The organism is Geobacillus sp. WSUCF1, from assembly GCF_000422025.1.
Taxonomy (GTDB): Bacteria; Bacillota; Bacilli; order Bacillales; family Anoxybacillaceae; genus Geobacillus; species Geobacillus zalihae.
This window is the reverse complement of record NZ_ATCO01000086.1, coordinates 32365-45100: the sequence shown is the minus strand read 5'-3', so window position 1 is coordinate 45100 and position 12736 is coordinate 32365. Positions and strand designations below refer to the sequence as shown.

Below are 12736 nucleotides of genomic sequence, written 5' to 3'. Positions count from 1 at the left end.
AAAAGTCATTTTGTTCGGCTCGCGGGCGCGCGGCATGGCCCGCTACAACTCGGACATCGACTTGTGCGTGGACTACACCGGCAAACAAAAGTGGAAAATCAAAGAGGATCTTGACGAGATTGTCGGCATTTACTCATGTGACGTGCTTTTTTTCGACGCGCTGAACGAAGCGATCCGGCGGGAAATCGAGCGCGACGGGAAGACGATTTATGAGAAATCTCCGTCGTGAGCCTAGGCGGCTTGCCCTGCATGAGCGGACAGCCGCCTTTTTTGTCCTTTTGCGCCTGTTGGGACAGATCGGCTTCGGAGCGGAGGCCAGGATTGTCCGTTTTTTCTTGCACCGAAAGCGCCGCCATCGGTACAATGAAGTCGGCAACCATTGGCAAAGGAGACTCGCGATGAAAATCGGCTATCGGACATTGAAAACGGCGGTGGGGGCGGCGCTGGCGATTGCCATCGCTCAGCTGATCGGCCTGCATAATTTCGCTTCCGCTGGCATTATCGTCATTTTATGCGTCCAAGTGACGAAAAAGCGGTCGCTTGAGACCGCCCGGGCTCGTTTTGCGGCGTGCGTTGTCGCGATCGGGTTTGCGGCGTTGTTTTTTACCGTCTTCGGCTATCATCCGTGGACGATCGGGCTGTTGCTTTTGTTGTTCATTCCGGTGACGGTTCGCTTGAAAATCAAGGAAGGCATTGCGACAAGCTCGGTCATTATTTTGCATTTGTATGCGGCCGGGGACATCACGTGGGGATTGGTCGCCAATGAGATCTTGCTCGTGGCGGTTGGCATTGGGGTAGCGCTGCTGATGAACATGTACATGCCGAGCGCCGAGAAGGAGCTCAAAGAGTACCAGCGCATTGTCGAAGATTTGTTTCGCATTATTTTAAAAGAAATCGTCCGCTACTTGCGCACAAATGAGCTTGATTGGGATGGAAAAGAGCTGCCGCTTGCGGCGGAGACGCTCGACAAAGCGAAAAAACTCGCCATGCGCCACGCTGACAATCAATTATGGCGGAATGAGGATGAATATGTCCGCTACTTCCGCATGCGTGAGCGGCAGTTGGAAATCATCGAGCATATGCTTCCGCTTGTGACATCGCTTGTCTACACGGTCGAGCAGCGGATGATGGTCGCCGATTTTATCGACGAATTAAGCGATGCCATTCACCCGGGAAATACGGCCGATCGGTTTTTGCGGCGCCTTGCCGAGATGCGCGAACAGTTTAAGGCGATGCCGCTGCCAACGACGCGCGAACAGTTTGAAGAGCGGGCGGCGTTGTTTCATTTGGTGCGCGAATTGGAGCGATATTTAATCATCAAAAGCGAATTCCATCCCGGAAACGAACGAAAACCGCAGCGGCTGAAGGCATGATGCAGGGCATATGTCCATCCGTTTTGGCGCACACTATAGCCAAACATTCAAGCAAAGGATGGACGGATATGCGGGTATGGTTGGCCATTTGTCTCGTGCTCACCGCCGTGTTGGGAGCGCCTTTCCAGACAGCGGCGGAGGCGAAGCCGCTTGTCATTGTGAACAAAGCGATCAATAAGCTCGCGCTCGTCCGCGACGGCCGCATCGAAGCCGTTTATCCGGTGGCGACCGGGGTCAATGCCGATTTGACGCCGGAGGGGATGTTTACGGTGACGGTGAAGGCGAAACACCCGTATTATCGGAAAAAGAACATTCCAGGCGGGGCGCCGAACAATCCGCTCGGCGCAAGGTGGATCGGCTTTAACGCGCGCGGGACGGACGGGCGCATCTACGGCATTCACGGCACGAACAACCCGGCGTCGATCGGCCGGTATGTGTCGCAAGGTTGTGTGCGCATGCACAACCGCGATGTCGAGCATTTGTATGAACGGGTGCCGATTGGCGCCAACGTGCTCATTCTCCGCAGCAACGAATCGTTTTACGCCATTGCTAAGCGGTATGGTGCGGTGCGCTAAAAAACGCAAGCTCCTCAGCGGGAAGCTTGCGTTTTTTATGCCTGCGGTTAAAACCACATGCTGATGCCGGCGAGGAGCGTCGTCAGCAGCATGCAAATGAGCATTACATACACGATGAATTTTTGCGTTTTCCGCGACAACGGTCCGTCCTCCTTCCGTCCGCTGTTCTACGTTTATTGTACCGGCAAGCAGCGGAGCGGACAAGGAAAAATGCCCGATGCGAAGCGAACCGATCCAAAGCTCGACCGTGGCGCGTACAAAGAAAAACAAAAAAAGCAGGATTTTTTGTCGAAACGGCGAATGATAAAATGTTGGCCTCATCATTTTGCGGCAAAGGGGATGCAGACGATGGAAGTGAAAAAAGTCGACCATATCGGCATTGCCGTCCGTTCGATTGAGAAAGCGCTTCCGTTTTATACGGATGTGCTCGGCCTGCCGTTTCTTGGCATCGAGGAAGTCGAGTCGGAACAGGTGAAAGTGGCGTTTTTGCAGGCGGGAGAGGCGAAAATTGAACTTCTTGAGCCGCTGTCGCCAGAGAGCGCGGTGGCGACATTTATCGAGAAGCGCGGCGAAGGGATTCATCATGTGGCGCTTGGGGTGGAAGACATCACCGAGCGCATCCGCGAGCTGAAGGAGCACGGCATCCGTATGATTCAAGATGCGCCGAAACGCGGCGCCGGCGGGGCATGGGTCGCGTTCATGCACCCGAAATCGACCGGCGGCGTGTTGTATGAGCTTTGTGAACGGACGAAAACGGAGGGACACCAATGAGCGACATGTACGACAAAATCAACGAACTGTATGACCGCCGACGTGAGATTGAACTGGGCGGGGGCGATGAGAAAATTGAACAGCAGCACGCGAAAGGGAAGCTGACGGCGCGAGAGCGGATTGATTTGCTTTTGGACGAAGGGACGTTTGTCGAGCTCAATCCGTTCATCGAGCACCGCTGCACCGATTTTGGCCTCGGGGAAAAGAAGGGGCCGGGTGACGGGGTGGTGACCGGCTACGGGAAGATCAACGGCCGCACCGTGTTTGTGTTTTCGCAAGATTTCACCGTCTTCGGCGGGGCGCTTGGGGAAATGCACGCGAAAAAAATTGCGAACATCATGGATTTAGCGGCGAAAACCGGGGCGCCGGTCATCGGTTTGAACGATTCGGGCGGCGCCCGCATTCAAGAAGGGGTCTTGTCGCTTGACGGGTACGGACACATTTTTTACCGCAACGCCATTTATTCCGGCGTCATCCCGCAAATTTCCGTCATTATGGGGCCGTGCGCCGGCGGGGCCGTCTATTCGCCGGCCATCACCGATTTTGTGTTCATGGTCGAAAAAACGAGCCAAATGTTCATCACCGGTCCGAAAGTGATTGAAGCGGTGACCGGGGAGAAAATCAGCGCTGAAGATTTAGGCGGCGCCCGCGTGCACAACACGATCAGCGGCAACGCCCACTTTGCGGCAGCGAATGAAGAGGAGGCGCTCGCTGAAGTGCGGCGGCTCTTGGGCTATTTGCCGTCCAACAACAACGAAAAGCCGCCGTTTGGCCCGATTCCGGATGGGGACGACTACCGCCCCGATTTGGCCGATGTCGTGCCGATTGACGCCGTCCGCCCGTACGATGTGCGCCACGTCATCGCCCAAGTCGTCGATGACGGGTCGTTTTTTGAGGTGCAAAAAGATTTCGCGAAAAACATCGTGATCGGCTTTGCCCGCATTAAAGGCGAAGTGGTCGGGCTTGTGTGCAACCAGCCGAAGTTTATGGCCGGCGGGCTGGACATCGACTCGTCCGATAAGGCGGCGCGGTTTATCCGCTTTTGCGATTCGTTCAACATCCCGATCATTACGTTTGAGGACGTCACCGGCTTTTTCCCAGGCGTCAAGCAGGAGCACGGCGGCATCATCCGCCATGGGGCGAAAATTTTGTACGCTTACTCGGAAGCGACCGTGCCGAAAATCACCGTCATTTTGCGGAAAGCGTACGGCGGCGCCTATGTCGCCTTAAACAGCAAATCGATCGGCGCCGATGTCGTTTATGCGTGGCCGAACGCCGAAGTGGCCGTCATGGGGCCGCAAGGGGCGGCGAACATCATTTTCGCGGGCGAAATTGAAAAAAGTCCGAACCCGGAAGAAACGAGGGCGCAAAAAATTGCCGAATACCGCGAGAAATTCGCCAATCCGTACGTCGCCGCGAAATACGGCATGATCGATGACGTCATTGACCCGCGCGACACGAGAATCAAGCTCATTCAGGCGCTCGAGATGCTTCGAAACAAGCACGAGGAGCGGCCGAAGAAAAAACATGGCAACATTCCGCTGTAAACGATGGAAGGCGTCCGGCAAGCAACGGGAGCCTTTTTCGCGGCAAACGATATTTTAGATGGAGGCGGCGTGGCCGTTTGCCGCAGCGGGAGCGGATGAAAGCTCGCTCGTTGAGAGGCGGTCAGGCAGCCCGTATCGGTACATCTCAAGCGCGTTCTTATACGTTTGCAGCGTTTTGATCGTTCCGGCGTCCGGTTTGGCTCTTGGCGGAACATTTCGGTATACTTAAGGTGGAGTACATAAGCAGGAGGAAAAAAGCGATGGTCAATGAACAGCGTCTTGTCGACGAATTTTTGGAACTTGTGCAAATCGATTCGGAAACGAAGCATGAAGGGGACATTGCGAAGGTGCTCAAACAAAAGTTTGAAGCGCTTGGCCTCGATGTGATCGAAGACGATGCGGCCGCGAAAACGGGGCATGGGGCAGGCAACTTGATTTGCACGCTCGCCGCGACGAAAGACGGGGTCGACCCGATTTACTTCACGTCGCATATGGATACGGTCGTGCCGGGCAAAGGGGTGAAACCGTCGATCCAAGACGGCTATGTCGTCACCGACGGGACGACGATTTTAGGGGCGGACGACAAGGCGGGCTTGGCGGCCATGTTGGAAGCGATTCGCGTGTTGAAAGAACAAAACATCCCGCATGGCGTAATCCAGTTTATCATCACCGTCGGCGAAGAGTCGGGGCTTGTCGGGGCGAAGGCGCTTGACCCGTCGCTCATTCAAGCGAAATACGGCTATGCCTTGGACAGCGACGGCAAAGTCGGCAACATCGTCGTCGCCGCCCCGACGCAGGCGAAGCTGAAAGTCGTTGTGCACGGCAAAACTGCCCATGCCGGCGTGGCGCCGGAAAAAGGAGTGTCTGCCATTACGATTGCGGCGAAGGCGATCGCAAAAATGCCGCTCGGCCGCATCGACGAGGAGACGACGGCGAACATCGGCCGCTTTGAAGGCGGCACGCAAACGAACATCGTCTGCGACCGCGTTGATATTTTAGCGGAAGCCCGTTCCCTCGTTCCGGAAAAAATGGAAGCGCAAGTGGCGAAAATGAAAGAGGCGTTTGAAACGGTTGCCGCGGAAATGGGGGGGCGCGCCGATGTCGAAGTGGAAGTGATGTACCCGGGCTTTAAGTTCAGCGACGGCGACCATGTCGTCGAGGTCGCCAAACGGGCGGCGGCGAACATCGGACGGCCGTGCAAGCTGGAGAAAAGCGGCGGCGGCAGCGATGCCAACATCATCGCCGGCTTCGGCATTCCGACGGTCAACCTCGCAGTCGGCTACGAAGAAATCCATACGACGAATGAGCGGATGCCGATTGAAGAGCTGGTGAAGCTGACAGAGATGGTTGTCGCCATTGTCGAGGAAGTCGCCAATGCCGAATGAGCATCCCGAGGCTGGATGCTCTTTTTTCTTGAACCTTTCGGTAAACATTCGGCCGGAATGAGCCGATAAAAAAAGCAGAGTGCGAATCACGAAAGAGGTGGCGGAGGAATGGACAAATACGTGGTGTTTCGCGTCGAGCGGGAACAGTACGCCGTCTCGATCGCGTATGTCGTCTCGATTGAGAAAATGACGGCGCCGACGGCCGTGCCGCATATGCCGGATTGTATGGCGGGCGTCGCGCGCATCCGCGGCGAGCTCGCGCCGGTGCTCGATATGCGAAAGCTTCTATATGGGAAAGCGATCGAGGAAACCGAGCAGACGCGTCTTGTCGTCGCCGCGGTCGACGGGTTGTCGGTGGCGTTTATCGTTGACGAAGCAAAGGAAATTGTCGATATTGAACCGGAAGCCATCAAACCGCTGCAGCTCGTATCCGCGGAGCGCACGCCGTATGTCGTCGGGATCGCGACGCTGCCGGAGCGGTTGCTCACGGTGCTGGATCCGCGCGTCTTGTTTGCCCATTTGGAAGAAGCGGACGCGATTCGCGAGCAAGTGGCCGCCGCCCAGGCCGCGGCCCAGGTCATCCAAGAGGAAGAGACGGTATAGGTGTTTGCCTATACCGTTTTTTCTTCCGCGCATATCCTAATCATGGAAATGAACTTCAACTCATGAAGAGGAGGCGCATTCCATGGTTCGACCGTTTGGCCCGTATCCGGGCGGCTTTTATCCGCCGTACTTTGGCGGCTACGGCCACTATCCGTATGGCTACTATCCTTATTGGCACGGGGGCTACGGCGGCTATCACCACTTTCCATACGGGATGCATGATGGCCACTATCCGTTTTCCCCATACGGCTTCCCGCACTATGGAGGCTACTAAGCATGAGGGGCGTTACGCCCCTTTTCGCATGGACAGGTCAAGCAAAGTCCGTCGTGCCGCCCCGTTCCTAAATCGGTTTAGAAAAACTTGCAGGCAAGCGCAAACGTATGGTATGTTGTTTGATGAACAAACCAAAACGGAAAGGGACGTTGGACAATGGCGAAACAGCAAATCGGCGTCATCGGACTGGCGGTCATGGGGAAAAACTTGGCGCTCAACATCGAAAGCAAAGGCTATTCGGTGGCGGTGTACAACCGTTCGCGCGAAAAAACGGACGAGTTTTTGCAAGAAGCGAAAGGAAAAAACATTGTCGGTACATACAGCATCGAAGAATTCGTCAACGCCTTGGAAAAACCGCGGAAAATTTTGCTGATGGTGAAAGCGGGCGCGCCGACGGACGCGACGATCGAACAGCTGAAGCCGCATTTGGAAAAAGGCGATATTGTAATTGACGGCGGCAATACGTATTTTAAAGATACGCAGCGCCGCAACAAAGAACTCGCCGAACTTGGCATCCACTTTATTGGCACGGGCGTCTCGGGCGGCGAGGAAGGGGCGCTGAAAGGCCCGTCGATCATGCCAGGGGGCCAAAAAGAAGCGCATGAGCTCGTGCGCCCGATTTTTGAAGCCATCGCCGCCAAAGTCGACGGCGAACCGTGCACGACGTACATCGGTCCGGACGGCGCCGGGCATTATGTCAAAATGGTGCACAACGGCATCGAATACGGCGACATGCAGCTGATCGCTGAAGCGTACTTCTTGCTCAAACATGTGCTCGGCATGGATGCTGCAGAGCTGCACGAAGTGTTCGCCGACTGGAACAAAGGCGAGCTGAACAGCTACTTAATCGAGATCACGGCCGACATTTTCACGAAAATCGATGAAGAAACAGGCAAGCCGCTTGTTGATGTCATTTTGGACAAAGCCGGGCAAAAAGGGACGGGCAAATGGACGAGCCAAAACGCCCTCGATTTGGGCGTGCCGCTGCCGATCATCACGGAATCGGTGTTCGCCCGTTTCCTCTCGGCGATGAAAGACGAGCGCGTGAAAGCAAGCAAAGTGCTGGCAGGCCCAGCGGTGAAGCCGTTTGAAGGCGACCGCGGCCACTTCATCGAAGCCGTGCGCCGCGCGCTTTATATGAGCAAAATTTGCTCGTACGCCCAAGGATTTGCGCAAATGAAGGCGGCTTCTGAGGAATACAACTGGAACTTGCGCTATGGCGACATCGCCATGATCTTCCGCGGCGGCTGCATCATCCGCGCGCAATTTTTGCAAAAAATTAAAGAGGCGTACGACCGCGATCCGGCGCTTTCGAACTTGCTCTTGGATCCGTATTTCAAAGACATTGTCGAACGCTACCAAGACGCGCTCCGTGAAATCGTCGCCACCGCGGCGATGCGCGGCATTCCAGTGCCAGGATTCGCAAGCGCCCTCGCCTATTACGACAGCTACCGCACCGCGGTGCTCCCAGCCAACTTAATCCAAGCGCAGCGCGACTACTTCGGCGCCCACACGTACGAACGCGTTGACAAAGAAGGCATTTTCCATACGGAATGGTTGAAATAAGAAAAAAGCCCTTAGAGTCATTCACCACTCTAAGGGCTTTTCGTGTTCGATAAAGCTAAAATTCGTTCCGTCAACTGGAACTGCATCTTCAGAATGGGATGACCACTGATCGAGTGGGCGAACGTTGGAACGGTTTTGGTTCTTCCCTCACTCGCTGCATCGTTTTAAAGCGCCTCGCGAATTAGCTTTTTGTAATAACGAACGGACAACACGCCAAACAGCGAATAGCAGACCGTGTAAATCGCCATCACCGTCAACATCGGCGTCCACAGTTCGGTGCCGAAAAAGAACCAGCCGGAACGGACAGCGAAATAGCTATGGGACAATCCCAGCAGCAACGGAATGCCAAAGTATAACAGCTGTTTCCGCCGAATGCCCCCGAGCAAGTCTTTTTCGGTGAATCCCAGTTTGCGCAAAATGGTGTAATTCGGCCGCTCTTCTTCGCCGGCGCCCATTTGCTTGAAGTAAAGAATGCAGCCGGATGTGACCAAAAAGGCGAGTCCTAAAAAGGTGACGACAAACAAGATCAATCCGAACGTCTGCTTTTGGTGGCGGCTCATCATCAGGCGCGAATCGGTGATGGAGGAAAACTCCATGCGTTGAAACAACTGATCAGCCCGTTCAATATTTGTTTCGTCAGTCAGATGAATTCCGATATGCACCTTTTTCTTTTGTGGATCGGTTTCTTTTTGCAAACGATCAAACATCGTTTGGTCGACGATGACAGTCGGCATGCCGTACGTGAAATGATAGTTGACGTAATAGTCTTTTTTCATCCCAAGGTAATGAAGCGGGACCATGCGGCCGTTTTCTTCTAAGCGAATCGTTCCCGTTTCTTTAAACGGCAAGAATTGACGGAGCATGTCCTGATATCCCGTCAGCAGTGCTTCATTAGGCTTGACATCGATGCGGCCTGTACTTGTGTCGCTGATCACCGATAGCGGCGCGGCGGACGGCTGAAACTGGAGCCGGCTTTGATCAGCGATGTCCAAAATCATCGAAATATCAGTCGGTGCTTCGATGACATCGATAATCGTTTCCCGATAGCGAATATCATGAGATCGCAGCGCCGCCGTAAAACGGGCGGCATCCTTTTTGTCCGTAAACGCGAAATCGGCGGCGACGTTGTTTTTGGCTGATTGCTCGGCTGAATAATAGGAAATATAGCTTAGTGAGATCAACCCGATCGCGATGGCCGACACGGTCGTGATGATCGTAAGCAGCAACGCGTTCGATTTCATGCGAAACATGAGCGACGATACCGATAGCACGTCGTTGATCGACAAATAGCCACCTTTTTGTTTTCGCCATAGGTGGAACAGAAAGCTGATCGTTCCTTTGAAAAATAAATAGGTGCCGATGATGACAGCGCCTAAAATGAACGCCATGGCCATGAATAATCCTTGAACGCTCTTCCAGTCGCTGCTAAACAATTTCGTCGATATACCATAGCCGCTGCCGATGAGGATGATCCCCACCATCCCCACGACCATGTTCCATACGGATACGTGTTTTGCTTCGGTTGTGGATGTAGTGCGGAACAAGGATAAAATCGTCTGTTTTTTGAGAAACAAGCGGTTCATCCCCATCATGAGGACATCAATCACGCTGAACACAATCAACGTTTGCACCAATGCTCGGCCAGAAAAGGAAAGAGATGCCGCTAGCGGAATATCGATGATTTTAAACAAAATCATCATCAACAGCTTGGAAGCGGCAAATCCCACCAATATGCCGATGATCAGTGTGCCGTAATAAAGAATGACGTTTTCGGCCGCCAGCATAAAAAAGATGTTTCGTTTCGTCATGCCGATCAACTGCAAAAGAGCGATCTCATGGCTCCGACGCTTGATAAACAGGGCGTTGGCGTACAAAAGAAAGACGGCGACAATCACGATAAGAAGCACCGCGCCTGTACGGACGGCCGCCGCGCCTTTCACTCCCCCTTTGATGGCATCAAGCGATGGATCGTACTGCAATGTCACGAACGCGAAATACAAGGCGGAAGCAAACATCAAGGCAAACACGTACAAATAATAATGTTGGATGTTTTGTTTCAAGTTGCGGAACAGGAGTTGCTTCATGCTCATGGCCGAACACCGCCCAGCACGCCTTGCGTTTGCATAATGGCTTGGAAAAATTGCTGCCGCGTTTCCGTTCCTTTATACAGTTGCGTATACAATTGTCCGTCTTTGATAAAAACGACACGGCCTGAGAAACTGGCGGCGACCGGATCGTGGGTGACCATGATGATTGTCGTCTTCCGTTTTTTATTAAGTTGTTGCAGCTTGTGCAATAAATCGGAAGCCGATTTTGAATCGAGTGCGCCCGTCGGCTCATCGGCAAAAATGATGCTCGGTTCATGGATGAACGCCCGCGCCGCCGCAGCGCGCTGTTTTTGCCCACCAGAAATTTCGCTCGGATAGTGGTTTTGGATGTCAGTAATGCCAAGTTCAGCCGCCAATTCTGCAAATTTCTTTTCCGCTTCTCGCTTGGGCGTTTTCGTAATCGATAAAGGCAAAAGGACGTTCTCCTTCACCGTCAGCGTGTCAAGCAAATGATACTCTTGAAAGATGAATCCGACATGGCGTTTGCGAAATTCTGCCAGCTCTCGGTCTTTCATGGCGACGACGTTGTTTCCTTCGATGAAAATAGCGCCCTCGCTCACCCGGTCGATTGAGGAAAGAACGTTGAGGAGCGTCGTTTTCCCTGATCCGGAAGGCCCCATGATCGCGAGAAATTCCCCCTTCTCCACACGCAGATCGATGCCTTTGAGCACTTCTTGTAGGTTCTTTTTCGTTCCGTACGTTTTGTAGATGTTGGTTGCTTCCAATATGACCATCTCGTTTTCCCTCCTTCGTTTCTATCATAAGCAATGGGGTTGGTTTTTTCCTGCGTTTGGCCGAACAAAACGAAACCGCGTGTGACAAAATCGTCACATGCGGTGCGTGCGGATGATGTCATTTTCTTGCGGAAATATGATCGTAAATGTCGTTCCGCGTCCGGGCGTGGATTCGACATGAAAGTCAAGAAGAAGCGGTTTGGCGGCTTTTTTCGCCAAATACAGCCCCATCCCCGTCGCCGCTTCATTTTGGTGTTCGGTGGTGGAGGTGAATCCTTTCTCGAAAATGCGCGGCAAGTCCTTTGGATCAATGCCCAAGCCGAAATCTTGAATTTGCAAGCGGGCATGGCCGTTTTTCATAAAGCTTTTCACGACAATGTCAGATGACTCGCTGTATTTCACCGCATTCGTGATGATTTGCCGGATGATAAAAGAAAGCCATTTGGCATCGCTTAGGACGGAGCGGACGTCCAATTGAAGGTCAAAGCCGATGCCTTTTTGCATACACCACGATTGCAGCGGTTTAATCTCATTGATGAGAAGCGGCTCAAGCTCGACTTGTTCGATATATAAGTCGTTTTCCATGTGTGGAAGCCGTCGTTGATGAAGTTGCTGATCAAGAAGCAGATGAATGCGCAGCCACTCGTACAAGAGTTGCGCTTTCGTGTTTTCGTCCCCGACCCGTTCGATGATGAGCCGCATGGCCGTCAGCGGCGTTTTCATTTCGTGAATCCATGACAACAGTTCATCTTTCTCTTGTTCCAACGTGGCGAGGTGTTCTTTCAGCTCCTGTTTCCATTGGTCCGTTTGGCTGGCGAGGACGCGTTCGACGATCTTCTCCAGTGGCTTGCCGCCCGCAGGGCAGAGACAGGATCGAGGCCGCGCTCCCACTCTTGCAAACGTTGATAAAATGCCGTTTCTTTTTTCCAACGGATGATGACAAAGACAACAAAGATGATAGTCGTTAAAAAGACGATGTAAAGGATGGAGGAGAGCGGAATCGTCGGATCCAGATAAGCGACAAACAGGATGAACAGCTCCAGAAAGAGAAAGAGGGCCATCCAGCTTTTTCGTTCCCACAAATAGTCTTTGATCATCAGTGGCTCCCTTCTTCCGTAGCCATATAGCCTTGCCCAACTTTCGTTTCAATGAAGCGGCCCAAACCGAGTTCGTCGAGTTTTTTCCGCAGGCGGTTGACGTTGACGGTCAGCGTGTTGTCGCTGACAAACCGTTCGTCTTCCCATAGCCGTTTGATCAGCTCCGTCCGAGCAACGATCTGGTTTTTCTTGGCCAATAAATGTTTCAAAATCAACAGCTCGTTTTTCGTCAGCTCCACTGTTCCGTGTTCATTTGAGACTGTGCTTTTTTCATAGTCGACCGTTGCCCCGCACCATGTTTGCAGCTGAACGGGTCCGGCATTGTAGTTGTACACGCGGCGGAGCAGCGCTTGGATTTTGGCGATCAGCACATCGAAATGAAACGGCTTTTGGATGTAATCATCAGCCCCAAGCTGCATCGACATGACCATATCAGTCGGGTGGTCGCGCGATGATAAAAACAAAATCGGGACGTTCGAATGAGCACGAATCTGGCGGCACCAGTGGAACCCGTCAAATTTCGGCAGCTGGATGTCGATGATCACCAAGTGCGGCTTGCAAGCAGAAAACTCTTCCATCACACGACCGAAATCGCGGATGCCGCAAACGTCGTACGACCATTGTTCCAAACGTGCTTTGATTTCTTGAAACAACGTCACATCATCTTCAATGAGCAAAATGTTCAACTTTGCCTCACCCCACT

At 53.2% G+C, this 12736-nt stretch carries 14 protein-coding genes and 1 pseudogene; 10 read left to right on the top strand and 5 right to left on the bottom strand.

All coding sequences use genetic code 11. From position 1 onward, the window contains the following. The 3 genes from I656_RS0115730 to I656_RS07075 all read left to right on the top strand — a co-directional run. Positions 1–229, top strand: a 229-nt coding sequence (locus I656_RS0115730) for a nucleotidyltransferase family protein (protein WP_033005765.1), incomplete at its 5' end; no start/stop codon positions are given. A 169-nt stretch (positions 230–398) separates the two neighbouring features. After that, complete coding sequence (locus I656_RS07070; protein WP_033005763.1) at positions 399–1373, top strand: aromatic acid exporter family protein; 975 nt, start codon at positions 399–401, stop codon at positions 1371–1373. Between the two features lie 68 nt (positions 1374–1441). Further along, a complete protein-coding gene (locus I656_RS07075) occupies positions 1442–1948 on the top strand; it encodes a L,D-transpeptidase (RefSeq protein WP_033005760.1) in 507 nt (168 codons plus the stop codon). 47 nt (positions 1949–1995) lie between these two features. On the opposite strand, the gene prli42 is transcribed toward I656_RS07075, so the two are convergent. After that, positions 1996–2088, bottom strand: a complete 93-nt coding sequence (gene prli42 / locus I656_RS18670) for a stressosome-associated protein Prli42 (protein WP_020755294.1) — start codon at positions 2086–2088, stop codon at positions 1996–1998. Between the two features lie 208 nt (positions 2089–2296). Here prli42 and mce point away from each other — a divergent pair, with 208 nt between their 5' ends. The 7 genes from mce (at position 2297) to gndA (ending at position 8094) form a co-directional block, all read left to right on the top strand. Continuing rightward, the gene (gene mce / locus I656_RS0115725; protein ID WP_033005773.1) at positions 2297–2719 is read left to right on the top strand and encodes a methylmalonyl-CoA epimerase; all 423 of its coding nucleotides are present in this window, start codon (positions 2297–2299) and stop codon (positions 2717–2719) included. Continuing rightward, positions 2716–4266, top strand: coding sequence for an acyl-CoA carboxylase subunit beta (locus tag I656_RS07080; protein WP_011231831.1), 1551 nt, complete (start codon positions 2716–2718; stop codon positions 4264–4266). Before mce ends, I656_RS07080 begins: the two co-directional genes overlap by 4 nt. Before the next feature lie 58 nt (positions 4267–4324). Then, positions 4325–4495 (top strand): hypothetical protein, encoded by a 171-nt coding sequence (locus tag I656_RS18665; RefSeq protein WP_157074349.1) that lies wholly within the window; start codon positions 4325–4327, stop codon positions 4493–4495. Positions 4496–4526: 31 nt separating this feature from the next. Continuing rightward, positions 4527–5651, top strand: a complete 1125-nt coding sequence (locus I656_RS07085; protein ID WP_033005758.1) for a tripeptidase T — start codon at positions 4527–4529, stop codon at positions 5649–5651. A gap of 108 nt (positions 5652–5759) precedes the next feature. Then, positions 5760–6254, top strand: a complete 495-nt coding sequence (locus I656_RS07090) for a chemotaxis protein CheW (RefSeq protein ID WP_011231828.1) — start codon at positions 5760–5762, stop codon at positions 6252–6254. Positions 6255–6336: 82 nt separating this feature from the next. Further along, complete coding sequence (locus I656_RS07095; RefSeq protein WP_020755290.1) at positions 6337–6528, top strand: hypothetical protein; 192 nt, start codon at positions 6337–6339, stop codon at positions 6526–6528. 156 nt (positions 6529–6684) lie between these two features. Further along, on the top strand, positions 6685–8094 hold the full coding sequence (gndA, locus tag I656_RS07100) for an NADP-dependent phosphogluconate dehydrogenase (RefSeq protein ID WP_020755289.1): 1410 nt from the start codon (positions 6685–6687) through the stop codon (positions 8092–8094). Positions 8095–8258: 164 nt separating this feature from the next. Here the strand turns inward: gndA and I656_RS07105 are convergent, their stop codons facing one another. From I656_RS07105 to I656_RS07120, 4 genes and pseudogenes are all read right to left on the bottom strand, one after another. Then, complete coding sequence (locus I656_RS07105; RefSeq protein ID WP_020755288.1) at positions 8259–10184, bottom strand: FtsX-like permease family protein; 1926 nt, start codon at positions 10182–10184, stop codon at positions 8259–8261. After that, complete coding sequence (locus tag I656_RS07110) at positions 10181–10936, bottom strand: ABC transporter ATP-binding protein (protein WP_015375338.1); 756 nt, start codon at positions 10934–10936, stop codon at positions 10181–10183. The genes I656_RS07105 and I656_RS07110 overlap by 4 nt, the downstream gene beginning before the upstream one ends. A gap of 93 nt (positions 10937–11029) precedes the next feature. Continuing rightward, a pseudogene (locus I656_RS07115) lies at positions 11030–12033 on the bottom strand (sensor histidine kinase). Then, positions 12033–12719, bottom strand: a complete 687-nt coding sequence (locus tag I656_RS07120; protein WP_013144816.1) for a response regulator transcription factor — start codon at positions 12717–12719, stop codon at positions 12033–12035. The pseudogene I656_RS07115 and the gene I656_RS07120 overlap by 1 nt, the downstream one beginning before the upstream one ends. Between the last annotated feature and the right edge of the window lie 17 nt (positions 12720–12736).

Coding starts and splice junctions, on each gene's coding strand:
- I656_RS18665 (WP_157074349.1), top strand. CDS start 4,325: ATGGAGGCGGCGTGGCCGTTTGCCGCAGCGGGAGCGGATGAAAGCTCG.
- I656_RS07080 (WP_011231831.1), top strand. CDS start 2,716: ATGAGCGACATGTACGACAAAATCAACGAACTGTATGACCGCCGACGT.
- I656_RS07085 (WP_033005758.1), top strand. CDS start 4,527: ATGGTCAATGAACAGCGTCTTGTCGACGAATTTTTGGAACTTGTGCAA.
- I656_RS07070 (WP_033005763.1), top strand. CDS start 399: ATGAAAATCGGCTATCGGACATTGAAAACGGCGGTGGGGGCGGCGCTG.
- mce (WP_033005773.1), top strand. CDS start 2,297: ATGGAAGTGAAAAAAGTCGACCATATCGGCATTGCCGTCCGTTCGATT.
- I656_RS07095 (WP_020755290.1), top strand. CDS start 6,337: ATGGTTCGACCGTTTGGCCCGTATCCGGGCGGCTTTTATCCGCCGTAC.
- I656_RS07090 (WP_011231828.1), top strand. CDS start 5,760: ATGGACAAATACGTGGTGTTTCGCGTCGAGCGGGAACAGTACGCCGTC.
- gndA (WP_020755289.1), top strand. CDS start 6,685: ATGGCGAAACAGCAAATCGGCGTCATCGGACTGGCGGTCATGGGGAAA.
- I656_RS07105 (WP_020755288.1), bottom strand. CDS start 10,184: ATGAGCATGAAGCAACTCCTGTTCCGCAACTTGAAACAAAACATCCAA.
- I656_RS07075 (WP_033005760.1), top strand. CDS start 1,442: ATGCGGGTATGGTTGGCCATTTGTCTCGTGCTCACCGCCGTGTTGGGA.
- I656_RS07110 (WP_015375338.1), bottom strand. CDS start 10,936: ATGGTCATATTGGAAGCAACCAACATCTACAAAACGTACGGAACGAAA.